At 66.6% G+C, this 24574-nt stretch carries 25 protein-coding genes; 9 read left to right on the top strand and 16 right to left on the bottom strand.

The features are described 5' to 3' along the window. Positions 1-9: 9 nt before the first annotated feature. The 3 genes from ABCN56_RS08135 to ABCN56_RS08145 are packed head-to-tail and all read left to right on the top strand — an operon-like array spanning position 10 to position 3656. The gene (locus ABCN56_RS08135; RefSeq protein WP_343080308.1) at positions 10-2046 is read left to right on the top strand and encodes an acetate--CoA ligase family protein; all 2037 of its coding nucleotides are present in this window, start codon (positions 10-12) and stop codon (positions 2044-2046) included. Continuing rightward, entirely contained in the window at positions 2043-2828 is a 786-nt protein-coding gene (locus tag ABCN56_RS08140; RefSeq protein ID WP_343080309.1) for a carnitinyl-CoA dehydratase, read from the top strand. Before ABCN56_RS08135 ends, ABCN56_RS08140 begins: the two co-directional genes overlap by 4 nt. Then, complete coding sequence (locus ABCN56_RS08145; protein ID WP_343080310.1) at positions 2829-3656, top strand: SDH family Clp fold serine proteinase; 828 nt, start codon at positions 2829-2831, stop codon at positions 3654-3656. A gap of 22 nt (positions 3657-3678) precedes the next feature. Here ABCN56_RS08145 and ABCN56_RS08150 read toward each other — a convergent pair whose 3' ends face one another. Both ABCN56_RS08150 and ABCN56_RS08155 read right to left on the bottom strand, forming a co-directional pair. Then, entirely contained in the window at positions 3679-4308 is a 630-nt protein-coding gene (locus tag ABCN56_RS08150) for a class I SAM-dependent DNA methyltransferase (protein ID WP_343080311.1), read from the bottom strand. 41 nt (positions 4309-4349) lie between these two features. Continuing rightward, positions 4350-5171 (bottom strand): class I SAM-dependent methyltransferase, encoded by an 822-nt coding sequence (locus ABCN56_RS08155; protein WP_343080312.1) that lies wholly within the window; start codon positions 5169-5171, stop codon positions 4350-4352. A 312-nt stretch (positions 5172-5483) separates the two neighbouring features. On the opposite strand from ABCN56_RS08155, the gene ABCN56_RS08160 reads away from it, so the two are divergent. From ABCN56_RS08160 to msrA, 3 genes are all read left to right on the top strand, one after another. Beyond that, positions 5484-6353, top strand: coding sequence for an SDR family oxidoreductase (locus tag ABCN56_RS08160; protein ID WP_343080313.1), 870 nt, complete (start codon positions 5484-5486; stop codon positions 6351-6353). Between the two features lie 73 nt (positions 6354-6426). Next, entirely contained in the window at positions 6427-6906 is a 480-nt protein-coding gene (msrB, locus tag ABCN56_RS08165; protein WP_343080314.1) for a peptide-methionine (R)-S-oxide reductase MsrB, read from the top strand. Then, positions 6903-7415: a peptide-methionine (S)-S-oxide reductase MsrA gene (msrA, locus tag ABCN56_RS08170; RefSeq protein ID WP_343080315.1), complete on the top strand. Its 513-nt coding sequence runs from the start codon at positions 6903-6905 to the stop codon at positions 7413-7415. Before msrB ends, msrA begins: the two co-directional genes overlap by 4 nt. A gap of 9 nt (positions 7416-7424) precedes the next feature. Here the strand turns inward: msrA and ABCN56_RS08175 are convergent, their stop codons facing one another. From ABCN56_RS08175 to ABCN56_RS08205, 7 genes are all read right to left on the bottom strand, one after another. Next, on the bottom strand, positions 7425-8225 hold the full coding sequence (locus tag ABCN56_RS08175) for an EamA family transporter (RefSeq protein WP_343080316.1): 801 nt from the start codon (positions 8223-8225) through the stop codon (positions 7425-7427). A gap of 97 nt (positions 8226-8322) precedes the next feature. Further along, a complete protein-coding gene (gene dxs / locus ABCN56_RS08180; RefSeq protein ID WP_343080317.1) occupies positions 8323-10239 on the bottom strand; it encodes a 1-deoxy-D-xylulose-5-phosphate synthase in 1917 nt (638 codons plus the stop codon). A gap of 15 nt (positions 10240-10254) precedes the next feature. Further along, positions 10255-11121 carry a polyprenyl synthetase family protein gene (locus ABCN56_RS08185; RefSeq protein ID WP_343080318.1) on the bottom strand — a complete coding sequence of 289 codons (867 nt, stop codon included), beginning with the start codon at positions 11119-11121 and terminating at the stop codon, positions 10255-10257. Further along, positions 11121-11360 (bottom strand): exodeoxyribonuclease VII small subunit, encoded by a 240-nt coding sequence (locus ABCN56_RS08190; protein WP_343080319.1) that lies wholly within the window; start codon positions 11358-11360, stop codon positions 11121-11123. Before ABCN56_RS08190 ends, ABCN56_RS08185 begins: the two co-directional genes overlap by 1 nt. Then, the gene (locus ABCN56_RS08195) at positions 11357-12289 is read right to left on the bottom strand and encodes a histone deacetylase family protein (protein ID WP_343080320.1); all 933 of its coding nucleotides are present in this window, start codon (positions 12287-12289) and stop codon (positions 11357-11359) included. The genes ABCN56_RS08190 and ABCN56_RS08195 overlap by 4 nt, the downstream gene beginning before the upstream one ends. A 57-nt stretch (positions 12290-12346) precedes the next feature. Then, complete coding sequence (locus ABCN56_RS08200) at positions 12347-13090, bottom strand: response regulator (RefSeq protein WP_343080321.1); 744 nt, start codon at positions 13088-13090, stop codon at positions 12347-12349. Continuing rightward, positions 13087-13596, bottom strand: a complete 510-nt coding sequence (locus ABCN56_RS08205; RefSeq protein WP_343080322.1) for a MarR family winged helix-turn-helix transcriptional regulator — start codon at positions 13594-13596, stop codon at positions 13087-13089. Before ABCN56_RS08205 ends, ABCN56_RS08200 begins: the two co-directional genes overlap by 4 nt. A gap of 157 nt (positions 13597-13753) precedes the next feature. Between ABCN56_RS08205 and ABCN56_RS08210 the strand changes: the two genes are divergently transcribed. Together ABCN56_RS08210 and ABCN56_RS08215 are read left to right on the top strand one after the other, a co-directional pair. Further along, positions 13754-14623 carry a branched-chain amino acid aminotransferase gene (locus ABCN56_RS08210; protein WP_343080323.1) on the top strand — a complete coding sequence of 290 codons (870 nt, stop codon included), beginning with the start codon at positions 13754-13756 and terminating at the stop codon, positions 14621-14623. Positions 14624-14698: 75 nt separating this feature from the next. Further along, positions 14699-15061 carry a hypothetical protein gene (locus ABCN56_RS08215; RefSeq protein WP_343080324.1) on the top strand — a complete coding sequence of 121 codons (363 nt, stop codon included), beginning with the start codon at positions 14699-14701 and terminating at the stop codon, positions 15059-15061. Positions 15062-15072: 11 nt separating this feature from the next. Here the strand turns inward: ABCN56_RS08215 and ABCN56_RS08220 are convergent, their stop codons facing one another. From ABCN56_RS08220 to mtgA, 5 genes are all read right to left on the bottom strand, one after another. Continuing rightward, a complete protein-coding gene (locus ABCN56_RS08220) occupies positions 15073-15477 on the bottom strand; it encodes an OsmC family protein (RefSeq protein ID WP_343080325.1) in 405 nt (134 codons plus the stop codon). Positions 15478-15597: 120 nt separating this feature from the next. Then, on the bottom strand, positions 15598-15792 hold the full coding sequence (locus ABCN56_RS08225; RefSeq protein WP_343080326.1) for a hypothetical protein: 195 nt from the start codon (positions 15790-15792) through the stop codon (positions 15598-15600). A gap of 203 nt (positions 15793-15995) precedes the next feature. Further along, on the bottom strand, positions 15996-17024 hold the full coding sequence (queG, locus tag ABCN56_RS08230; RefSeq protein WP_343080327.1) for a tRNA epoxyqueuosine(34) reductase QueG: 1029 nt from the start codon (positions 17022-17024) through the stop codon (positions 15996-15998). A 72-nt stretch (positions 17025-17096) separates the two neighbouring features. Then, complete coding sequence (fzlA, locus tag ABCN56_RS08235) at positions 17097-17762, bottom strand: FtsZ-binding protein FzlA (RefSeq protein WP_343080328.1); 666 nt, start codon at positions 17760-17762, stop codon at positions 17097-17099. 84 nt (positions 17763-17846) lie between these two features. Beyond that, positions 17847-18584 carry a monofunctional biosynthetic peptidoglycan transglycosylase gene (gene mtgA, locus ABCN56_RS08240; protein ID WP_343080329.1) on the bottom strand — a complete coding sequence of 246 codons (738 nt, stop codon included), beginning with the start codon at positions 18582-18584 and terminating at the stop codon, positions 17847-17849. Between the two features lie 115 nt (positions 18585-18699). On the opposite strand from mtgA, the gene ABCN56_RS08245 reads away from it, so the two are divergent. Next, a complete protein-coding gene (locus ABCN56_RS08245; protein WP_343080330.1) occupies positions 18700-19206 on the top strand; it encodes a hydrolase in 507 nt (168 codons plus the stop codon). A gap of 70 nt (positions 19207-19276) precedes the next feature. Here ABCN56_RS08245 and gltB read toward each other — a convergent pair whose 3' ends face one another. Continuing rightward, on the bottom strand, positions 19277-23815 hold the full coding sequence (gene gltB / locus ABCN56_RS08250) for a glutamate synthase large subunit (RefSeq protein ID WP_343080331.1): 4539 nt from the start codon (positions 23813-23815) through the stop codon (positions 19277-19279). A gap of 24 nt (positions 23816-23839) precedes the next feature. After that, positions 23840-24565: a hypothetical protein gene (locus ABCN56_RS08255; protein ID WP_343080332.1), complete on the bottom strand. Its 726-nt coding sequence runs from the start codon at positions 24563-24565 to the stop codon at positions 23840-23842. Between the last annotated feature and the right edge of the window lie 9 nt (positions 24566-24574).

Genomic DNA, 24574 nt, shown 5'->3' on the forward strand with positions numbered 1-24574 from the left:
GGCCATGCCGTGACGCGCGACCTTTCCCGCCTGTTCCGCCCCCGCTCCATTGCCGTGGTCGGCGGCGGAGCATGGGGAAAGGCGATCGTAGACCAGTGCCGGAAGATGGGGTTCTCGGGCGAGGTCTGGCCTGTCCACCCGACTGCGGCGGAGGTCGGGGGAGTTCCGGCATTCCGCTCGGTCGCCGACCTGCCGGAGGGGCCGGACGCGAGTTTCATCGGCGTCAACCGGCACGCGACGCTCGACGTGCTGTCCCAGCTCAGGGACAGGGGGGCAGGCGGCGCGACCTGTTTCGCGTCCGGCTTCGCGGAAGCCGAAGCGGAGGACGCGGCTGGCCGCGACCTGCAACGCCAACTCCTCGACGCGGCTGGCCACATGCCGATCCTCGGGCCCAACTGCTACGGCTTCATCAACGCGCTCGACGGCGCGCTTCTGTGGCCGGACCAGCACGGGCTTGCGCGCACGGAACGAGGCGTGGCCATCGCCACCCAATCCTCCAACATCGCGATCAACCTCACGATGCAGCGCCGGGGGCTGCCGATCGCCTACGCCGTCACCGCCGGCAACCAGGCGCAGACCGGCCTGGCCCAGATCGGGGCGGGGCTGATCGAGGATCCCCGCGTCACCGCGCTCGGGCTTCACGTCGAAGGTTTCTCGGACCTGCACGCGTGGGAAGCGCTTTCGGCACGGGCGCGCGATCTGGGCAAGCCCGTCGTCATCCTGAAAGTCGGCCGCAGCGAGCAGGCGCGCGCCGCGACCGTTTCCCACACGGCGTCGCTTGCCGGGGGTGACGCGGGCGCACAGGCGCTGATCGACAGGCTGGGATTCGCCCGCGTCGGCAGCCTTCCGGAATTCCTGGAAACGCTGAAGCTGCTGAATTTCACCGGTCCGCTCGCCTCCAACCGCATCGCTTCGATTTCCTGTTCGGGCGGGGAGGCGTCTCTCGCCGCTGACACGGCGCACGGTCGCGGCGTCACCTTCCCTCCGCTGAACGAGGCGCAGCGAAACGGCCTCCGCGCCGCGCTCGGCCCCATGGTGGCGCTGGCGAACCCGCTGGACTACCACACCTACATCTGGCGCGACACGGAACGGATGACAGATGCCTGGGCCGCGATGATGGACCCGTCCCTGGCACTCACCATGCTGATCGTGGACTTCCCGCGCGCCGACCGCTGCGATCCGGCCGACTGGAACTGCACGATCGAGGCCGCGCTCGCCGCGAAGGCGCGGACGGGTGGCAATGTCGCGATGGTCGCGACGCTGCCGGAACTGATGCCCGAGGAGGTCGCCGCGCGGCTGGCCGCGGGGGGCGTCGTTCCGTTGAACGGGCTTTCCGACGCGATCGCCGCCGCCGAGGTTGCTTCCCGCCTCGGCCAGGCCTTCGCCGCATCCCTGCCCCTTCTGGTTCCCTCGCCAACGGCGTCCGCCCGCCTGGTGCCCGAGGCCGAGGCCAAGACGCGGCTCGCCGCGCAGCGGCTTCCCGTTCCCCGGTCCGAGCGGGCCGGTTCGCCCGAAGCCGCCGCGGAAGCCGCCATACGGATCGGTTTTCCGGTCGTTCTGAAAGGCGAGGGCTTCGCGCACAAGTCCGAGGCCGGGGCGGTGCGGCTCAACCTCTCGACGCCCGAGGCCGTTGCCGAAGCCGCGCGCGCCATGGCCGCGACGGGCTTTCTTGTCGAGGAGATGGTCACCGGGACCGTTGCCGAACTCCTGATCGGCGTCGTCAAGGACCCGGCCCACGGCTTCGTCCTGACGCTTGCCGCGGGCGGCACCCTGACCGAACTGCTGGCGGACAGCACATCGCTCCTTCTGCCCGTCGGCCCCTCGGAAATAGACGCCGCGCTTTCGCGTCTGCGCGTCGCGCGCCTTCTCGACGGCTGGCGCGGCGGCCAGATCGCTGACCGCGCGGCGATCCGCGACGCCGTTCTGGCTATCCAATCCTACGTGGTGGACAACGCCGACCGCGTGGAGGAAGTTGAGGTAAACCCGCTCCTCTGCCTGCCCGACAGGGCGGTCGCGGCGGACGCACTCATACGGGAGGCGGAATGATCGAAGCTCCGGTCCACACGCAGCACGAAGGCGGCATCTGGTGCATCACCCTCAACCGGCCCAAGGCCAATGCCATCGACCTCGCGACGTCGCGGTTCATGGGGGACATCTTCGCCAAGTTCCGCGATGACCCGAAGGCGCGCGTCGCGATCGTCACCGCAGCGGGCGAAAAGTTCTTCTGCCCCGGCTGGGACCTGAAGGCAGCGGCCGCCGGCGACGCCGTCGACGGTGACTACGGGCAGGGCGGGTTCGGTGGCCTTCAGGAATTGCGCGACATGAACAAGCCGGTGATCATGGCGGTGAACGGCATCGCCTGCGGCGGCGGACTGGAGCTTGCCATCTCCGGCGACATCATCCTCGCCGCGGACCACGCGACCTTCGCGCTTCCGGAGATCCGCTCCGGCACGGTGGCCGACGCCGCCTCTATCAAGCTGCCGAAGCGCATTCCCTACCACATCGCGATGGAGCTTTTGCTGACCGGCCGCTGGTTCGACGCCGAGGAGGCGCACCGCTGGGGCCTCGTGAACGAGGTCGTTCCGGCCGCGCGGCTCATGGACCGCGCCTGGGAACTGGCGCGGCTCATCGAAAGCGGCCCGCCCCTCGTCTACGCCGCGATCAAGGAAATCGTCCGCGACGCGGAGGATTCCAAGTTCCAGGACGCCCTCAACCGCGTCACCCAGCGCAAGCTCCGTACGGTCGACATCCTCTATGGCTCCGAGGACCAGATCGAGGGTGCCCGCGCCTTCGCCGAGAAGCGGGACCCGGTCTGGAAGGGGCGCTGAATGGACATCACCCAGTACTTCTGGCTGTTCATCATCCTCTCCGCCCTGCAGCCGCTGTTCGCGCGCAAGATCCTGGACATGCGGCGGCTTTCGATGATCGACCGAATCCAGAAGACACGCGGCAGCCGGGTCATCCTCCTCGTCCACCGGCAGGAGACGATGTCGATCCTCGGCATCCCGCTGATGCGCTACATCGACATCCACGACAGCGAGGAGGTCCTGCGCGCGATCCGGATGACCGACAAGGACATGCCTCTCGACATTGTCCTGCACACGCCGGGCGGCCTCGTCCTCGCCGCGCTGCAGATCGCGCGGGCGGTCGAGGCGCACAGGGGCAAGGTCACGGTCTTCGTCCCGCATCATGCCATGTCCGGCGGCACGCTGATCGCTCTCGCGGCGGACGAGATCGCGATGTGCGATCACTCGGTGCTCGGCCCGATCGACCCGCAGGTGGGGCAGTTCCCCGCCGCCTCGATCCTGAAGGCCGTGGCGGAGAAGCCGATCGCCGAGATCGACGACCAGACCCTTATCCTCGCGGATGTCGGGGAAAAGGCGCTGGCGCAGGTCCAGAAGGCCGCGACCGCCCTTCTGGCACGCCACATGGATGGCCCGAAGGCCACGGAAATGGCCGAAAAGCTCGCTTCGGGCATCTGGACGCACGACTACCCGATCCCCGCCGCGGAAGCGCAGGAACTGGGTCTGCCGGTCAAGACGGAGATGCCCGAGGACGTGCTGACGCTGATGACGCTCTATCCTCAGCCCGTGCGCCGGACCGGTGGCGTCGAGTATCTTCCGTTCCCGCGCCGCCTGCCGCCGAAGGACCGCTGAGCGCCCGGCTCGTGCTGGCGCGTCACGCCTTCCGGAACGTCGCGAGGAACGCCCGGTCTGCGCGGTGCGCGGGGTCGGCACGCGGCCCGTAGATCGGCACTTGGGGCAGCGAAAGCCCGGCGATGCGCCCCTCTAGCGCGCGGAACTTCGCGGCGAAACCGGCGGCCTCGTAATGCGCGGCGTTTATCGACAGCACGAAGATCGCCCCCTGCGCCGCCACCCGCAGGAGTTCGTCGATCGCCTCGGGTCCGACATGGCCGAGGGTGAAGGTTCCCGAACTGAGGATTCCCCGATAGGTCCCGTCCTCGGCGTCGAGCCGCCCCGTGACATCACCCGCGAAGAGCCGCCGGTAGACCCGCTTCTCCGACGCCTTCAGGAGCATCTCGGCCGAAATGTCCACGCCATCGATCACCCCGACACCGAGCGAGGCGAGCCTCAGCCCCGCCAGTCCCGTGCCCGCGCCCACGTCGAGAACCGGCCCTTCGCCGCCCTCAGCGGCGAAAGCCTCCGCGACCGCGGCGGGCAGCAGGTAATCCATCGCCCCCGCGAATTCGGTGTCATAGCTTGCCGCCCAGTCCGCATAGAGCTTGCGGCTGTCCTCGGGCGACTTCAGCGCATAGGCGTCATCAAGTCCGGGTGTCTTCCTGGTCATGTCCGCATCGGGTCACGAATTCGACGCGCAATCAACCCGCCTCACATCCGCTCGAGACGGATCAGTCGGTATTCGAACTTCCCGGCGAAACTCTGCGCCCGCCGCCCCGGCTTCTGGAACCGGTTGAGCGCCTTGCCTAGCAGAAGCTCCGCAAGGAAGCCCCGGACCGGGTTCGCTTTGCGATAATCCTTGCGGATCCTGGCCACGAAGGGGGCGACGTGGACGTTCTTGAGATGATCCAGCACCTGGAAAGTCGGAATGATCGCATCCGTCATGTCCGCGTCCTCGACCACGCGGAAGACGCCCTGCCGCGCGACCTCGGCAAGGAATTCGGCATGCGTGCCCCGCGTGCCTTCCTCGCCCTCGGCCAACGTGCCCTTCCCCGGAAGTCGGAAATAATCAAAGATCACCACGCCGTTCCTCGCGTAGCGCGCCGTTTGCCGCAGCGCCGGTTCAAGCTCGATGTAGTGGAAGCTCTCCGCGAAAAGGCACATGTCGAAGCGCTTGTCGCTCTCGAAATCCTCGAACCTGACCGTGTGGACCTTCACGGTCTCGGGCAGCTTTCGCCGCGCCATTTCGTTGAGTTGCTCCGACGGGCAGAGGCATTCCAGCTTGAATCCCGCTTCCGTCAGCGCCCGGGCGTTCGACCCCGTGCCGGATCCGACGTCAAGGATCGTCTCTGTTTCCGCCGGAATGGCTGCCAGAAGCCTGTCGAAATAGGCTCGCTGCGCCCGCCCCAGCGCCTCCGCCGAGGGAACCTCGGGTGCGCCGTCGGGCCAATAGCCATAGTGCAGAAACCCGTGACCGAAGATGACCTCCGACATGAGCGCTTCGAAATCCAGCCTGGCGTCCTTGAGTTTCATCCCACCTCACCGATATCCGCGCCCTCGCGCAGGGACCTGTCCCATCACCAGGCGCAACCATCCGTCCGGGCCGATCCATTCCCGCCGCCGAACCGCCTCGCCGCCGTTCAGCGTAGTGGTCGTCACCGGCCCGATCTGTTGGCCATGGAGTGTTCCCGATGCGGTCTTGTGCATCACCGGGCTCGCCCATCATCGGGTCACGCGGCGCGGCCGGTCAAGTAGACCATGCGGCGCCGGCCGGCGCGACCGTATTGGAGCCTGCGGACACAGCTCGCACTTGCACCCCGGATCACGCCGCCCGATAGTCCCGGCATGTCGAAGACCCTCCTTTCCCTCGGCCACGGCTATTCCGCCCGCGCTCTCTCCCGCCGCCTGATTGCCGACGGCTGGACGGTGATCGGCACCACACGTTCGCCCGAAAAGGCCGCGGCCATCGCTGCGGAGGGTGTCGAACCGCTGATCTGGCCCGGAATGCCGCTCGCCCCGGCACTTGACCGCGCCAGCCATGTCCTGTCCTCGATCGGACCGGGCGAGGACGGCGACCCTGTTGTCGCGGCGCTTTCCGACGACCTCGCCGCCGCCGCGCCGCATCTCGAATGGGTCGGCTATCTTTCGACGACAGCCGTCTATGGCGACCACGAGGGCGACTGGGTCGACGAGAACACACCCCTTGCGCCCGCAAGCCGCCGTGGCGCGCTGCGTGTCCAGGCCGAGGGCGAATGGCAGGCGCTCGCCGCGCGTTCGGGCCTCCCGCTTCACATCTTCCGCCTCGCGGGGATCTACGGTCCGGGCCGCGGCCCCTTCGCGAAGCTCCGCGACGGTAGTGCCCGGCGCATCGTGAAGCCCGGCCAGGTCTTTTCCCGCATCCATGTGGACGACATCGCTCAGGCGCTGACCGCGTCGATGAACCGCCCGGTCACCGGCGCGATCTACAACCTCTGCGACGATGAACCGGCTCCGCCCCAGGACGTGATCGGCTATGCGGCCTACCTGCTCGGGATACCAAGGCCGCCCGAGGTATCGTTCGATGAGGCCGACCTCTCGCCCATGGCGCGGAGCTTCTACGGCGAATCGAAGCGCGTTCGGAACGACCGGATCAAGCGTGACCTCGGTCTCCGGCTCATCCACCCCACCTACCGCGAGGGCCTCGCCGCGACCCTCGCCGCCGAGGCCGCTCACTGAATTGCGAACGGCACGAATTGGCTTTGCCGCGCCGCGGGTCCATATTCCTGTTGAGCCACCGAGGGAGGCCCGGATGACCGCAGAGACGAAGCCCGAGCGAAAGACCTACGCCAAGACGGAAGAGGCCCTTGCCCGCCTCACTCCGGAACAGTACCGCGTCACGCAGAGGGACGGAACCGAACGTCCCTACACCGGAGAGTTCTGGGACCATCACGAAACCGGCCTCTACGTCGACGTCGTTTCGGGCGAGCCGCTGTTCACCTCGTTCGACAAGTTCGACAGCCATTGCGGCTGGCCGAGCTTCACGAAGCCCGTCGTCGACGCGAACGTGACGGAGTGGCGCGATACGAGCCACGGCATGGTCCGGGTCGAGGTCCGTTCGAAGCACGGCGACAGCCACCTGGGCCACGTCTTCACGGACGGCCCCCGCGACCGGGGGGGCCTGCGCTACTGCATCAACTCGGCATCCTTGCGTTTCATCCCCATGGACCGGCTGGAGGCCGAAGGCTACGGGGAGTTCCGCGCACTTTTCGAGACGGAGGAAGGCAAATGACCGGCAAGACCGAAACCGCAATCCTCGCCGGCGGCTGTTTCTGGGGGATGCAGGATCTCATCCGGAAAATGCCCGGCGTCGTTACCACCCGCGTCGGCTACACGGGCGGAGATGTGAAGAACGCGACCTACCGCAACCACGGCACCCACGCCGAGGGCATAGAGGTGGTCTTCGACCCCGGGACGCTTTCCTACCGCGAGCTGCTGGAGTTCTTCTTCCAGATCCACGACCCGACCACGCTGAACCGGCAGGGGAACGACGTCGGTCTCTCCTACCGCTCGGGCATCTACTACCTGTCCGAGGCGCAGAAGACCGAGGCGGAACGCACCATCGCCGACGTGGACGCATCGGGAATCTGGCCCGGCAAGGTCGTCACCGAGGTGAAGCCCGCCGGAGACTTCTGGGAGGCCGAGCCGGAGCACCAGGACTACCTGGAACGCTTTCCGAACGGCTACACGTGCCACTTCCCGCGCCCGAACTGGCGGCTGCCGAAGAAGGCGGCGGAATAGTGCACGGGCTCAGCCGAGCCGCAGAGCCCCCGCGCCAAGCGCGATAAGGCCGACGGCGGCGATCCTTTCTCGCCCGATGCTCTCGCGCAGGATCACGGCCGAGATGATCGTGGCGAAAAGGATCGAGGTTTCGCGCAGCGCAGCGACCATCGCGACCGGCGCGAGCACCATCGCCCATAGCGCGACGCCATAGGCCAGCATCGTTCCGAGCCCGCCGATGATCCCATCGCGCCATCGGCGGACGGCCAAGGGGATGATTCCGCCTCCCCGCAACGCGACCGCAAGAGCGATGAAAGGCGGTGCGGTCAGAAGGAAGATCCAGAGCGTGTAGCCGACCGCCGCGCCCGAGGCCCTCACCCCGATCCCGTCGTTGATGGTGTAGCCCGCGATCACCGCCGCGTTCGCAACGGCAAAGCCAATGCCCTCTGCCCCTCCGCGCCCCAGAAGCGCCATGCTCAGGATGCCTGCTGAGATCAGGGCCACCCCTGCCCATCCGCCAGGGCTCAGCGTCTCGGCGAAGACCGCCGCCATCGCCGCGGCCACGATCAGCGGCGCGCCGCCTCGCATGACCGGGTAAGCGACGCTCATGTCCGCTCGCCCGTAGGCAGCGGCAACGAGGGCGTAGTAGATCGTCTGCAACGTGACCGAGAGGCCGATATGGCCCCAGCTTTCGCGCGCCGGCTGTTCCACGAAGGGAAGGGCCACCGCCGCGATCCCCGCTGCCGCGATGCAGATCGCCAGCGCGGAGACGAGCTTGTCCCGCGATCCCTTCACGATCGCGTTCCAGCCCGCGTGCAGTGCGGCGGCCATCAACACCAGGGCAAAGACCGAAACCGGCAATGTGCGGGCCTCAAGGGTAGGGTTTCCGCGCAGGTAAGTGCGGCGGTTTCGCGAAGTCAAGCGGCGCTCAGGCCCGCCGTTCACCCACCATCGCGACGCCGAGAACCTCGAGCACCTTCGCCTCGATCTGCGGCGCGTTCATGCCGGCGATCGCGTACATGTCCTCGGGGCTCGCCTGGTCGATGAAGGTGTCGGGCAGCACCATCGAGCGGAACTTGAGCCCGCGGTCGAATACGCCTTCCTCGGCCAGAAGCTGCGCGACCTGGCTGCCGAAGCCACCCACGGCACCTTCCTCGATCGTGATCAGCGCCTCGTGCTCGCGCACGAGCCGCAGGATCAGGTCGCGGTCGAGAGGCTTGGCGAAGCGCGCATCGGCGACCGTGGGCGCCAGCCCGCGGGCCGCGAGCGATTCGCGCGCCTTCAGGACCTCGGCCAGGCGCGTGCCGAAGGACAGGATCGCGACGCGCCCACCCTCGGCGATCAACCGGGCCTTGCCGATCTCGAGAACCTCGCCGCGCTCCGGCAGGTCTACTCCCGTCCCTTCGCCGCGCGGGTAGCGGAAGGCCGAAGGCCGGTCATCGATCGCAACCGCCGTCGCCACCATGTGGCGCAGCTCCGCCTCGTCGGCCGCGGCCATGACCACGACGTCGGGCAGGTTCGACATGAAGGCGATGTCGAAGGCGCCCGCATGGGTCGCTCCGTCGGCGCCCACGAGCCCGGCCCGGTCGATCGCGAACCGCACGGGCAGACGCTGGATCGCCACATCGTGGACGACCTGGTCGTAGCCGCGCTGCAGGAAGGTCGAATAGATGGCGCAGAAGGGTTTCAGCCCCGCCGCCGCCATGCCCGCGGAGAATGTCACCGCGTGCTGTTCGGCGATCCCGACGTCGAAGCACCGGTCCCGGAACCGCTTCGCGAAGAGGTCGAGCCCCGTTCCGTCCGGCATCGCCGCCGTGACGGCCACGATCTTGTCGTCCGTCTCCGCCTCGCGGATCAGGCTGTCGGCGAAGACGCGCGTATAACTCGGCGCGTTCGAAGGCGGTTTCTTCTGCGCGCCGGTCACCACGTCGAACTTGGCCGTGGCATGGCCCTTGTCGGCGGCCTGCTCGGCCGGGGCGTAGCCCTTGCCCTTCTTGGTCAGCACGTGAAGGAGCGTCGGCCCGTGGGACCGGGCCTTCACCGTTCTCAGCACCGCGAGAAGCTGTTCCATGTCATGCCCGTCGATGGGGCCGACATAGTTGAACCCGAGCTCCTCGAAGAGCGTGCCGCCGATGGTCATGCCCTTCAGCATTTCCTTGGCGCGCCGCGCGCCCTCTTGGAAGGGCTCGGGCAACAGTCGCACGGCACCGCGCGCCGCCGCCCTGAATTCCTGGAAAGGCTCCCCCGCGTAAAGCCGCGACAGGTAGGACGACAGCGCGCCCACCGGCGGCGCGATCGACATCTCGTTGTCGTTGAGGATCACGATGAGCCGCTTGCCGAGATGACCCGCGTTGTTCATCGCCTCGAAGGCCATGCCCGCGCTCATCGACCCGTCGCCGATCACCGCGATCGCATCACCCGGCGACCCGCCAAGGTCGCGCGCCACGGCAAAGCCAAGCGCCGCCGAGATGGACGTCGAGGAATGGGCCGCCCCGAAGGGGTCGTAGGGGCTTTCCGACCGCTTGGTGAAGCCCGACAGCCCGCCCTTCATCCTCAGCGTCCGGATCCGGTCGCGCCGGCCGGTGAGGATCTTGTGCGGATAGCACTGGTGGCCGACGTCCCAGATGATCTTGTCGCGCGGCGCGTCGAAGACCGCGTGCAGCGCCACCGTAAGCTCCACCACGCCAAGACCCGCGCCAAGGTGTCCGCCCGTCACCGACACCGCCGAGATCGTCTCGGCGCGCAGTTCGTCCGCGAGGAGCCGAAGCTCCCGGTCGCTCAGCGTCTTCATGTCGGCGGGAACCGTCACACGGTCGAGCGTCGGTGTCACTGGACGGTCGCTCATCACATCCCTCTGGGCCTAGGTCTCGCGCGAAATAACGAAGCGCGCCGCCTGCCGCAAGTTTTCCGCCGCGTCGCCGTAGGGCTGAAGCGCCCCGCAGGCCTCCTCGATCAGCTCGGCCGCGCGGGCTTTCGCGCTCGCCAGCCCCATAAGCGAAACGAAAGTCGCCTTGCCGGCAGCGGCATCCTTGCCGACGCGCTTGCCGGTCTTCGTCGCATCGCCTTCCACGTCCAAGATGTCGTCCGCAATCTGGAAGGCAAGGCCCAGGGCCTGCGCGTAACGCCGCATCGGCTCCCGGTCCGCGCCAGCGAGGATCGCGCCCGCCTCCGCCGCGAAGGCGAAAAGCGCCCCGGTCTTGCCGGCCTGAAGCGCGGTGATTTCCTCCAGCGTCAGGGGCCGGGCCGCGGTCTCCGCCGCAATGTCGAGAGCCTGGCCCAGAACCATCCCTTCCGCCCCGGCGGCCCGCGCAAGGGACGCGACGAGTTCCACCCGCCGGTCGGGCGCGCCCAGCGCCGGATCGCAGCAAAGCTCGAAGGCCAGCGTCTGAAGCGCATCGCCAGCCAGGACCGCGGTCGCCTCGTCCCATTGCACATGAACCGTCGGAAGCCCCCGCCGCATGTCGTCGTCATCCATGCAAGGCAGGTCGTCGTGAACCAGCGAATAGGCATGCAGCGCCTCGACCGCCGCCGCAGCTGGCATCGCCGCTTCCGCGGCGACGCCATGCAACGCCGCCCCTTCGAGCACAAGGAAGGCCCGCAGGCGCTTGCCGCCCTGAAGCGCGTATCGCATCGCGTCCACGACCGGTACGTCGGCGCGCGCCGCCAATGCCCCGTTCAGCGCCTCCTGAACCAGGCGCTGCGCTTCGACCAGACGTTCGGGAAACATCAGAGCCCTTCGACCGGTTCCGCCGAGACTTTGCCGCCCTCGGCGCGGGTGATCTTCTCCACCCGCTCCTCGGCGGCCTTCAGCTTCGCCTCGCAATGCGCCTTCAGCGCCGCGCCGCGTTCGTAAAGAGCGATCGATTCCTCCAGCGGCACCTCGCCGCGCTCGAGCTTGCCGACGACGGATTCGAGTTCCTTCATCGCCTCTTCGAAGGTCATCTTCCCGATATCGCTCTCGCTCATCCGCCGCGCTCCATGAGAACCCTGACATGGGCCGCAACCGATGCGGCCAGTGCGTCGAGATCATAGCCACCTTCGAGGCAGGAGACCACCCGCCCGGCGCAGGTCTCTTCGGCCAGATCGCAGATCGCACCCGTGACCCACGCGAAGTCAGATTCCGTCCACATGAGGCCGGCCAGCGGATCGTCCCGATGCGCGTCGAACCCGGCCGAAACCAGCACGAGTTCGGGCTGGAACTCCCGCGCCCGATCCAGGATGCCTTCCCAGGCCGCGCGCATTTCCGCCCCGCCCGTGCCGGGCGACAGGGGCACGTTCATCACCTGCCCATGCACACCGCGTTCGGAAGGATGCCCGCTTCCGGGATAGAGCGGCATCTGGTGTGAAGACGCGAAGAAGGCCCGCGCCTCGTCCCAGAGCAGATCCTGCGTGCCGTTCCCGTGATGCACGTCGAAATCCAGAACCGCGACCCGCTGAAGCCCGTGGTAGTCCAGCGCCCGTTTCGCCGCGATGGCGACGTTGCCGAACAGGCAGAATCCCATCGCCTTCTCGCGTTCGGCATGGTGGCCCGGCGGCCGCATCGCGACGAAAGCGTTTGCTGCGTGACCCTTCAGGACCGCATCCACCGCCGCGCCCGCGGCTCCCACCGCGCGGAACGCCGCCTCCAGCGAACCGGGCGACAGGTAAGTGTCCGGGTCCAGACTGACGAAACCACGTTCGGGCGCCAGCGCCTCGATCCGGTCCAGATGGACCTGCGGATGACAGCGCAGCACCTCGGACGCCTCCGCGCGCGGTGCCTCCCTGCGGAGGAGCGTCGAGAATTCCGGGGCATCGAGCGCACCCAGGATCGCCTCGAGCCGCGCCACCCGTTCCGGATGCCCGGGCGGGTTCACGTGGTTGAGCGCCGCCTCATGGGAAAAGAGAATCGTGGTCACTCCGGTCCTTTCCTCTGTGCCAAGATGCCTCGGGGCGCATTGTCCCCGGCCGCGGTCCTACTCCGGCGCGAGCATGTAGCCCGCGCCCCGCACGGTCTGAAGATAGCGCGGCTGGCGCGGGTCCGTCTCGATCTTGCGCCGCAGCCGCGTGATCTGGACGTCGACCGCCCGATCCTGCGCCGCGCCGCCTTCCCTGCCGGCGCCCCGGCCCAGTTCCTCGACCAGTTCCGCGCGGCTCACGGGTTCGCCCGCGCGCGCCGCGAATATCCGCATCAGCTGCGCCTCGGTCGCGGTCAGCCGCACAAGTTCGTCGCCACGCCAGAGTTCCCCCCGGTCCACGTCATAGCGCAGGGGCCCAAGCTGCAGCACCTTCGGTCCGGCCTCCGCCGCGCGCTGCGCCGGAACCCGGCGCAGGATCGCGTTGATCCGCAGCAGGAGTTCCTTCGGCTCGAACGGCTTCGCGAGGTAGTCGTCCGCCCCGGCTTCCAGCCCCTCGATCCGGTCCTGGGTTTCGCCCTTCGCGGTCAGAAGGAGGATCGGGGTCGACAGCGTCTTTCTGAGGCTGCGAGTCAGGCTGATCCCATCCTCGCCGGGCATCATCACGTCCATGACGATCAGGTCGAAATCGAGTCCGCCCAGAAGCCGCCGCGCATGCGCCGCGTCACGCGCCGCGGTCACCCAGAAACCGTTGCGAATCAGGAATTTCTGAAGAAGCCCGCGAATCCGTTCGTCGTCGTCGACGATGAGAAGATGCAGGTCTGTCCCGTTTCCGTTCCCGTTGCCATTGCCATTGCCGGTCATGCACCGTCCCTCAGCGCGAGGTATTGCCGCCGCATCTCGGGATCCATCATCGCCTCGAGCACCTGGCGGAAACCGGCGACCGCAGCCGGCCCCGCCGCGCGGTAGGCCGCCCGCATCCGGGCACGCTGCGCGTCCGATAGCTCTCGCTCCAATGCCGCTCCCTTCTCCGTCAGGTGGAGGTGGCGTTCCCGTTTGTCCTTCCGCCCCACCCGGCTTTCGACAAGGCCATCCTCGATCAGCGTCCGCAACACACGATTCAGAGACTGCTTCGTAACGCCGAGAACCGACAGGAGAGCGTTCACCGTGAGCCCCGGCTGGCGGTTGATGAAATGGATGGCCCGGTGGTGGGCGCGGCCGTATGCGTAGTTGTCCAGGATGCGGTCGGGATCGGCAGTGAAGCCGCGATAGGCGAAGAACATCGCCTCGATCCCCTTCCGCAGCTGCTCGTCCGTCAGGAACAGAAGGCTTTCGCCGCTTGCCCCTGACGCGCCCGATCCTTCGGCCATGTTGCCTCCTCCCGCGCGTCGACTGGATTTTATGTCAGCCTTGTTGACTTTCCAAGGATCAACTGTTAGCGATCCGCAGATTTCGCGCAAGATTATGTCCACTACGGACCTAATATGCGCAACATCCGAAAAAAGGGCGCGCCCCGAGGAGGAAAAGATGGCCGGTGCCTACAATGACCGCGATGGCAAGATCTGGATGGACGGGCAACTCGTGGACTGGCGTTCGGCCAATGTCCACATCCTGACCCATGCCCTGCACTACGCCTCCTCGGTATTCGAAGGCGAGCGCTGCTACGACGGCAAGATCTTCCTGGGCCACGAGCATTCGAAGCGGCTCCTGAAGTCCGGCGAACTCCTCGACATGCAGATCCCCTACACCGCCGAGGAAATCGACGCGGCCAAGGACGCGGTCCTGAAGGCGAACGGCTGGACCAACGCCTATGTCCGGGCCCTGGCCTGGCGTGGCGCCGGCGAGGACATGGGCGTCGCCTCCAAACGCAACCCTGTCCGGCTGGCGGTCGCCGCCTGGGAATGGGGCAACTACTACGGCGACGCCAAGATGAAGGGCGCCAAGCTCGACATCGCGAAGTGGAAGCGTCCCTCGCCGGAAACCGCGCCGAGCCAGGCGAAGGCCGCCGGGCTCTACATGATCTGCACCATGTCGAAGCACGCCGCCGAAGCGAAGGGCTGCTCGGACGCGATGATGTTCGACTATCGCGGCTACGTGGCCGAGGCGACCGGCGCCAACATCTTCTTCGTGAAGGACGGCGAAGTGCACACGCCGCTGCCGGACTGCTTCCTTAACGGCCTGACCCGTCAGACCGTGATCGGCATGCTGAAGGATCGCCAGGTCAAGGTCCACGAGCGCCACATCATGCCGGAGGAGCTCGAGACCTTCCAGCAATGCTGGCTCACCGGCACGGCGGCCGAGGTCACCCCGGTCGGCCAGATCGGCGACTACAACTTCGAAGTGGGCGCCCTGACGCGCGAAATCGCCACGGCCTACGAAAAGCTGGTCCGGGAATAAGCACCGGACCCGTTGACCCGGATCAATGAACAGTATCCTCTCGGGCGATAGTCTTCTCGCCTGGGAGGATTTCTCATGTCACAGGACCCGGACCCGCCGCAGATGCCTGCCGCACCATTCCACGGACCGGACAGAACGCTTGAAATGGCCGGGTGGGGGTTGGCTCTCCTCTGGGTCGGGCTGTCGATGCTCCTTGGCTTCGGCCCGGCGATCATGGTGATCGGACTCGGGTTCCTGACACTTGTGATGCAAGGGCTGCGCGTGACGTCGGGCCTCGGGCCGGAAATCTTCTGGCTCGCTCTGGGCGCGGTGTTCCTTGTTGCCGGCATCTGGAAGATCGCTTCCGGGACGTCCTTCCCGATCATCGAAACCGCGATGATCCTCTTCGGCCTAGCGATCCTTGCGGTGATCCTGCGTCGCGCGAGGTCCCGCAGCTGATCCGAACCTGATCAGTCCGGATAGTGGAAGGACACCGTGACGGCGATCTTCTCTGAAAATGCGTGCTTTATCGGGCAGCTGTCCGAGGCGCGCTCCAGTTTTGTGCGCTGACTGGCATCGAGCCCCTTGGGCATCGTCACATCCACCCTGACCGAACTAAGGACGATCTTGGGCGGCGGCGACGTCTCCGTCTCGACTTCGACGCGCGTCCCGGTCAGATCGATCCCTTCCCGCTGCGCCAGCGCACCCATGGCGATCAGCATGCACCCCCCGAGTGCCGCCTCCAGAAGTTCGCCCGGCGAAAGCTCTTCGCCCCTGCCGGTATAGGGACAATCCATCGCCACGGCTTTCCCCTTGGCGGCATCCAGTGCCACGCAATGCTGAGGGCCGTCATAGACTGTCGCCAGCTTGGCCATTCCTATCTCCGGAACCTTCATGGCGCGAAGCCCCGATGCGCTGGAAGCGCCTCGGGGTCCGCAGGGAAAACGCGATTGGACTGGTAGTGTCCCAGTAGGCCGGATCGTACCGGTGTGGCCTCAGGTCTCGCGACCCTTCTCGATCCGGACGAATTCCTCGGTGCGGCGAGACTTCGACCGGTCGACCGGGCGCTTTGAAACTTCCTTCGAGGCCGGATGACTCCCTTCCTCGCCGGACTTGCGCTCGATGTCGACGTAATGCTCGACGCGTCCACCTTCGGGCGGGTCGCGATGATCGACGGGATGTCGGCTCATTCTTTGATCCTCCGGTTCTTTTCTTGCGTCCCCAAACAGGGGGCCGTTTCCTAAACATGGGGTCACGAGCCCCGTTTTCCTAGGCTTTTCTTGAAATCACACCGACATGAAGCGGAAGACGGGGACCTCGGTTTCCCGTATTGCCTGACTTTTGTGCACACTGCCGAGAATGCCCAAACCGTCGGCGCAAGGGACGGTCCGCCTCAGCCCTTCAGCCTTTCCAGGGCCCACCGAGCAGCATCCGCGACGGTCGGATCCGGGTCCCCGGCGAGGCTTCGCGCAACGGGCGCAAGCGTCTCATCCCCCGAATTCCCGATCGCGTAGAGAACGTTCCGCACGAATCGGCCCCGCCCGATCCGCTTGACCGGACTGCCCGAGTAGCGCGCCCGGAAACCCGCATCGTCCAGCGCGGCGAGCTCGGCCAGGCGCGGCGGTTCCGCCTCCCGCGCCGCGTAACCCGTCTCGCGCGCGGTCACGGCGAACTTGTTCCAGGGACAGATGGCGAGGCAGTCGTCGCAGCCGTAGATCCGGTTGCCCATGAGCGGCCGCAGCTTCTCCGCCACGGGTCCCTTGTGCTCGATCGTGAGGTAGGAAATGCAGCGCCGCGCATCGATCTGGAAGGGCGCCGGGAAGGCGCGCGTCGGGCATATGTCCAGGCAGGCCGTGCAACTCCCGCAGCGCTCGCGCTCCGGCGCGTCCGCGGGCAGTTCGAGCGTGGTAAAGATCGCGCCGAGGAAGAACCAGCTCCCGAGGTCGCGCGACAGAAGGTTCGTATGCTTCCCCTGCCAGCCGATCCCCGCCGCCTGCCCAAGCGGCTTTTCCATCACCGGCGCCGTGTCCACGAAAACCTTGATCTCGCCCCCGGCCTCAGCGATCAGCCAGCGCCCCAGGCGCTTAAGCCGCTTCTTGACGAGGTCGTGATAGTCCTTTCCCTGCGCATAGACTGACACGGCCGCCCGGTCGCGTCGCTTCAGGACGTCCAGCGGGTCCTCCTCCGGCGTGTAGACTTCGGCAAGCATGATGATCGACCGCGCCTCGGGCCAGAGCGCCTCGGGATTGCCGCGCCAGGCCATCCGATCCGCCATCCAGGCCATTTGCCCATGCAGCCCTTCGCCGACGAAATCCGCGAGACGCCCGGCGGCCTCGGGGATCGACGAGGGCCGACAGATGCCTATGCTGGAAAATCCCTCTTCGATCGCCCGCGCCGTCAGCCTGTCCTTCAGTCCTTCCACACGGCACCCCCTCTTCTGGACGGAAATATCCTCCAGGGGGTCCGGGGGATGGAAAATCCCCCGGCGCCTCGGTCAGAAATCAAGGTCGGCATAATGCGGCGGCGGCGGGAAACCCGGGACCTGATCGGCAAGGAGGGACCGGAACGCGGGCCGCGACTTGATCTTCGCGTACCAGTCCTTGACCGCCTGGGAGCGGTTCCAGTCCACGTCGGAAATGTAGTCGAGCGCGGAAAGATGTGCAGCGGCGGCGAAGTCCGCGAGCGTCATCTCGTTCCCCGCAAGCCAGCGCCGCTGCTCCAGAAGCCAGCTCATGTAGTCTAGGTGATACTTTATCCGGGACGCGCCATACTTGACCGCCTTGGATTCCGGGTATCCCTGCCCCATGAGCTTCTTGTTGACCCGCTCGTAGAGAAGTTTCGAGGTCACTTCCCACTGGAACTTGTCGTCGAACCACGCGCAGAGGCGGCGCACTTCGTGCCGCGCCTCGGGCGAACGCGGCATGAGCGGCGGGTTCGGCACGGTTTCGTCCAGGTATTCGCAGATCGCCTGGCTTTCCGTCAGGACCCGGCCGTCGATCTTCAGCACCGGCACCTTGCCCGCGGGGTTTCTGCGCAGGAATTCGGGCGACTGCTCCCAATAGCGTTCCTCGACCAGTTCGACCTCGACCTTCTTCTCGGCAAGGGTCAGGCGGACCTTGCGGCAAAAGGGCGAGAGGGGAACGTGATAAAGTCGGGTCATCTTGGGAATACTCGGGGCTCGCTGCCTATCTCGCTGCCTATAGCGTGATACCGGGGCGGGGCTCCGCGTTCAATCCTCCCGAGGTCAATCCTCGAAGCAGGATGCGCGGCCGTCCGCCCGGATCGTTGCCGCCCCGTCGAGGATCGCGGCAGCGCGGCGGCGCAGGAAGGCGGTGGGATTCGCGGCGTTGCGGTCCTTGGGGTCCGGCAGGATCGCCGCGATCCGCGCGGCCTGCGTGGGCGAAAGCTCACCGGCGCCGACGCGGAAATAACCGCGCGCGGCGGCTTCGACGCCAAACCGCCCCTCGCCCATCTCGACCACGTTCAGATAGACCTCGAGGATCCGCCGCTTGGTCCAGAAGAGCTCTACGACCGGGGTCATCAGCGCCTCGAGCGCCTTTCGCGGCCAGCTTCGCCCCTGCCAGAGGAAGACGTTCTTCACCACCTGCTGCGTGATGGTGGAGGCACCCCGGTTCGCGCCGCCCTCAAGCGCCTGCCGGATAGCGGCCATGTCGAAACCCCAGTGCAGGCAGAAATTCGCATCCTCGGCCGCGACCGCGGCCCGCGCCATAACCGGGTCGATATTCTCGAGGTCCACCCACTCGTGCTCGATCCCCCCGAGCCGCCAACTCTCTGCCAGCATGTAGGGGGTCGTGGGCGGGTTGATGACGACGTAGAGCATGATCCAGAAGACGAGGACGCCGGCGAAGCCCGCCGCGCCGCGCAAGCCCCATCGCAGCGCGCGGCGCCAGATGCGTTGCGGCGCCGGGGCGGGCTTCCTGCTCGTTCTTTTCTTCGTGGTTTTCTTCGTGCTCTTCGCCATCCGGCCCATAAGTCACGCCGCAACCCCGCGGTCAAGACCGGGCCCATTGATCCCCGTCAAGGCGCAACTCGGCAAGACCTGCGAGCTTTTTCGAAGGACAGAAGGAGGAGGAATGATGCAGACGAACGCACTTCCCAGGTACGACATGTCCGTCAACACCACCGGCTGCTGCCCGAAGTTCAATCCCGAAGGCTGGGACGGGGCGGAGCTTCATTTCCGCGGCAAGAAGTTTGTCCGGGCCACGACGAAGGCGGTGATGCATGTGCCCGTGGACATGGGCAAGGTCTTCTCCCGCGTGCAGGCGCATATCGACGAGGCGGGCGCAATGGACCCCGAGCAGTTCATCGTCCTGTCGCGCGATCCCTCTGCCTTCCGCGGGGAACACCTTTTCGCCGTCACGAAGGACGTTCCCGGCGAGGAGATGACGAGGCTTTCGGGCGATTTCGTCACGCGGGTCTTCGAAGGTCCATACCGTGAGGCGCGCCACTGGTACAACGAGATGAAGGCCGAAGCCGCGAAGCGGGGCAAGGAGGACGGGGAGGTGTGGTTCTTCTACACGACCTGCCCGAAATGTGCGAAGGCCTACGGCAAGAACTACGTCGTCGGCGTGGCGGAGGTCTGATCGCGGAAACGCGAAGGGGCGCGCCCTCGCGAGGCGCGCCCCTCTTTCTTTTTTCTTTGCGGAACCGGCCTTACTCCGCCGGCATCGCCGCCGCATCCTCGCTGAGCGGATAGGGCAGGTGAACCAGCATTTCCTTCGGGCAGACCTGAAGGAAGTTCGCGCGCTCCGATTCCCAGTTCTGAAGGATCGCCTCGGCCCGGCGGCTGCGTGTTTCGGCGAAGTGGTGCTCGATCAGGCCGCGCAGCTGAGCCTCCCAGTGCGGGTGGCTGACCGCGCAGGTCACGAGCGTCTCGAGGTTCATCAGGTCCTCGGCCTTGCCTTCCGGGTCGTAGAGATAGGCCATGCCGCCCGTCATCCCCGCGCCGAAGTTCGCGCCGATGGAACCCAGGATCACCGCGACGCCGCCGGTCATGTATTCACAGCCGTTGGAGCCGCAGCCCTCGATCACCACCTTGGCGCCCGAGTTCCGCACCGCGAAACGCTCGCCCGCGCGGCCGGCGGCGAAGAGGTGGCCGTCGGTCGCACCGTAAAGCACGGTGTTGCCGATGATCGTGTTGTCCTCGGGCACCAGCGGCGAAGACATCGGCGGTCGGACGACGATGATGCCACCCGACAGGCCCTTGCCCACGTAGTCGTTGGCGTCGCCCGCAACCTCGATCTTCAGGCCCGGCGCCGCGAAGGCGCCCAGCGACTGGCCGCAGGAGCCGGTCAGCTTCACCGTCAGGTGGTCGGGCTGAAGCGGGTTCCGCATCCCGAAGTTCTTCACGATGTGCGACGACGCACGCGTCCCGATGGTGCGGTGCGTGTTCCTGACCGCGTAGGACAGCTGCATCTTCTCGCCATCCTCGAAGAACCGCGCGCCATCCTTGACGATCTCGGCGTCGAGCGTGTCGGGCACGGCGTTCCGGGGCTTCGACCGGTCGTAGACGATCTTGTCCGCGCCATCGACGGTGATGAGCAGCGGGTTGAGGTCGAGATCGTCCAGATGCGCAGCGCCGCGCGAAACCTGCGTCAGCAGGTCGGCACGCCCGATCACCTCGTCCAGCGACCGCGCGCCGATGGAGGCGAGGATGTCCCGCACTTCCTGCGCGTAGAAGGTGATGAGGTTCACGACCTTGTCGGCCGACCCCGTGAACTTCGCGCGCAGGCGTTCGTCCTGCGTGCAGACGCCCACCGGGCAGGTGTTCGACTGGCACTGGCGCACCATGATGCAGCCCATCGCGATCAGCGCCGCGGTGCCGATCCCGTATTCCTCGGCGCCCATCATCGCCGCGATGACGATGTCGCGGCCGGTGCGCAGGCCGCCATCCGTGCGCAGCGTCACCCGGTCGCGGAGCTTGTTCATCGCCAGGACCTGGTGCGCCTCGGTCAGGCCCATCTCCCAGGGCAGGCCCGCATACTTGATCGAGGTCGCGGGCGACGCGCCCGTGCCGCCGTTGTGGCCCGAGATCAGGATCACGTCAGCCTTGGCCTTCGCCACGCCCGCCGCAATCGTGCCCACGCCCGAAGCGGCGACGAGCTTCACCGTCACCTTGGCGCGCGGGTTGATCTGCTTCAGGTCATAGATCAGCTGCGCGAGGTCCTCGATCGAGTAGATGTCGTGGTGCGGTGGAGGCGAGATCAGCGTCACGCCCGGCGTCGAATGCCGCAGCCGCGCGATCAGCTTCGTGACCTTCAGGCCCGGAAGCTGGCCGCCCTCGCCGGGCTTCGCGCCCTGCGCGACCTTGATTTCAAGCTCCTCGCAGTGGTTCAGGTATTCGGCAGTGACGCCGAACCGGCCCGAGGCCACCTGCTTGATCTTCGCCGAAGGGTTGTCGCCATTGGGCTCCGGCACGAAATGCGCCGGGTCCTCGCCGCCCTCGCCGCTATCGGACTTCGCGCCGATCCGGTTCATTGCGACGTTCAGCGTCTTGTGCGCCTCGGGCGACAGCGCGCCCAGCGACATCCCCGGCGTCACGAAGCGCTTGCGGATCGAGGTGATCGATTCCACCTCCTCGATCGGCACCGGCTTGCCCAGGGGCTTGATGTCCAGGAGGTCGCGCAGGTGGATCGGCGGGTTCGACCGCATCGCGGCCGAATACTGCTTCCACATGTCATAGGACGCCCTGTCGCAGGCCGATTGCAGCATGTGCATCGTCTGCGCTTCCCAGGCGTGCTTCTCGCCCGAGCGGCGCGCCTTGTAGAAGCCGCCGATGGGAAGCACGTCCATGCCCGGTTTCCATCCCTTGGCGTGGATTTCTTCCATCTTCTGCTGGATGCCGGTGACACCGATGCCCGAGATCCGGCTGTGCATGCCGGGGAAGTATTCCGCCACCATCGCGCGCGACAGGCCGACCGCCTCGAAGTTGAGGCCGCCGCGGTAGGAGGAGATCACCGAGATCCCCATCTTCGACATGATCTTCAGAAGGCCGGCGTCGATCGCATCGCGATAGCGGCGCGTATTCTCTTCCAGCGAGCCCTCCAGGAGCCCCCGGCGTACGCGGTCGGCGATCGAATCCTGCGCGAGGTAGGCGTTCACCGTCGTCGCACCGCAGCCGATCAGGACCGCGAAGTAGTGCGGGTCGATGCATTCCGCCGCGCGCACGTTGACCGAGCAGAAGGTCCTGAGCCCCTTTCGGGTCAGCCAGCTGTGCACCGCGCTCGTGGCGAGGATCATCGGCATCGCGATCTTCTCGGGCCCCTGATGCTCGTCCGTCAGCACGATATGCCCTGCGCCCGAACGCACCGCGTCCTCGGCCTCGGCGCGGATCCGCTCCAGCCCCTTGCCCAGCGCGTCCGGTCCTGCCCCGGCAGGGAAAGTGCAGTCGATGAACGAAACGCTGTCGCCGAACTGGCGCACCATCTCGCTGAACTCGGCGTTCGCGATGAACGGGCTGTCGAGAACGAGGATCTCGGTCTGCGAGGAATCTTCGTCCAGCACGTTCTTGAGGTTCCCGAACCGGGTCTTGAGGCTCATCACCCGGCTTTCGCGAAGCGAGTCGATGGGCGGATTCGTGACCTGGCTGAAGTTCTGGCGGAAGAAGTGGCTGAGCGGCCGGTAAACCGACGAAAGGACCGCCGCCGGGGTGTCGTCACCCATCGAGGCGACGAGCTCCTTGCCGTCTTCGGCCATCGTCGCCAGAACCGTCTCGAGTTCCTCAAGCGTGTAGCCCGCCGCGATCTGGCGCTTGCGCAGCTCTTCGCCCTCGAACAGCGCCTTTTCCGGCACGTCACGCATGATCGCGTTCAGGTCGACGACCTTCTCGATCCAGTCGCCGAAGGGCTGCGAGGCCGCGAGCCGGTCCTTCATGTCCCGGTCGTGGTAGAGCTTGCCCTCCTTCATGTCGACCGCGATCATCTGACCTGGCCCGAGAGCGCCCTTTTCCCGGACACGCGTCTCGTCCACGGGAACCATCCCCGCCTCGGAGCCCGCGATCAGGAGCCCGTCGCCGGTGACGACGTAGCGGAGCGGGCGCAGGCCGTTCCGGTCGAGGCCGCCGCAAACCCAGCGGCCGTCGGTCATGGCGAGCGCGGCCGGGCCGTCCCACGGTTCCATCACGGCGTTGCAGTAGGCGTACATGTCCTGCCAGGCCTGCGGCATTTCCGCCGCCGACTTGGACCAGGCTTCGGGCACCAGCATCGTCTTCGCCATCGGCGCCGAACGGCCTGCGCGCACCATCACCTCGAACACCGCGTCAAGGGCGGCCGAGTCCGACGAGCCCGCCGCGACGATCGGCTTGATGTCGCCCGCGGCCTCGCCGAAGGTTGCCGAGGCCATGCGGATCTCGTGGCTCTTCAGCCAGTTCAGGTTGCCCTTCAGCGTGTTGATCTCGCCGTTGTGGGCGAGCATGCGGAACGGCTGGGCGAGCCACCATTGCGGGAAGGTGTTGGTCGAATAGCGCTGGTGGTAGATCGCGAAGGCGCTTTCGAAGCGCTGATCCTTGAGGTCCGGATAGAATTCCGCCACCTGCTCGGCCAGCATCATGCCCTTGTAGATCACGCTGCGGCAGGACAGCGAGCAAACGTAGAGACCGGAGATCTGCGCCTCGACCGCCGCCTTCTCGATTCGGCGGCGGATGATGTAGAGCTCGCGCTCGAAGGCTTCCTCGTCGATGTCCTTCTCGTTACGGATCAGGATCTGTTCGATTTCCGGGCGCGTGGCGTTGGCCTTTTCCCCCAGCACGTCGATGTTCACCGGAACGTGGCGCCAGCCGTAGATGTAGTGGCCCATCCGCAGGACTTCCGTCTCGACGATGGTCCGACAGCGTTCCTGCGCGCCGAAGTCCGTCCGCGGCAGGAAGATCTGACCCACGGCGATCAGGCGGTGGATGTCCGGTTCGTGCCCGGTGCGGCGGATCTGGTCGTAGAAGAAGGGAACCGGGATCTGGACATGGATGCCCGCGCCGTCACCGGTCTTGCCGTCGGCATCGACCGCGCCACGGTGCCAGACCGCCTTCAGCGCATCGATGCCGTTTTCGACGACCTTGCGGCTCGGCTTGCCGTCGATCGACACGACGAGGCCCACGCCGCAGGAGGCATGTTCGTCGTCGTCGCGGTAGAGCGAATTCTCCGCCATCCAAGCGCGCTTCGCTTGTTCGGCGGCAGCCCAGTTTTCATCGTACTTCGTCATCGCATTGCCCTCCTGGGTCCGCCGTCAGTCGCGGTATCCGGCGGGGACCACTGCCGTGGCCCCTCCGGTCATCATCATGTCGCAGCCGTATTGCGGCTTGGTCGAGAAGAACCCCTTGTCGCCGGGGAAGACGAATTCCACCGGGGTGTCCACCGAATCCACCTTGTCGCCAAAGGCGTTCTCGAAATGCTCGGTGTCGGCGAAGAACACCCGCCACTCCCGGCTGATGAGCTGGTTGCCCTCACGCGAGTGCAGGAATTCGCCCTCTGCATTTGACGCGGTCATCTGGAACGTGGTCCGTTCCAGCGTCACGCCGTCGATCTTCACAGTCCCGCCGGTCAGCTCGTCGAAGCCCTTGAAATGCCGTGTCTCGCCGTAATCCGTCGTGGTCGAGAAGTCGTAGTCATCGCGGCCTGTGTCGAGAAGCGCGCTGAACGAGGCGTGGTCCGGGGATTCCTCGTCGAGGAATTCCCAGCTGCCGTCGAAATGGTCGAAGCTCCGCACCCAGCGCGTTTCGGCGTCGATCATGCTCGTGTAGAACGGCCCTTCGCTGTCGAAGTATGTCGTCCACTGGTCGCCGGGGTTGTCCTGCTGGCAGCGGTAGTAGTTGGCGACCTGGCATGACTTCAGCTGGACCGTAAGGTAGCCTTCGCATCCGGTCGGCGGCGCGAACTGTTCCGCCGCCGAGGCCGGCAGAGCCGGCGCCAGGACGAGCGCCGCGACGCTCAGGCTCTTCAGCGGAATGCTCATGTCGTTCCC

The sequence above is a fragment of the Ostreiculturibacter nitratireducens genome, assembly GCF_032670585.1.
Lineage (GTDB): Bacteria > Pseudomonadota > Alphaproteobacteria > Rhodobacterales > Rhodobacteraceae > Ostreiculturibacter > Ostreiculturibacter nitratireducens.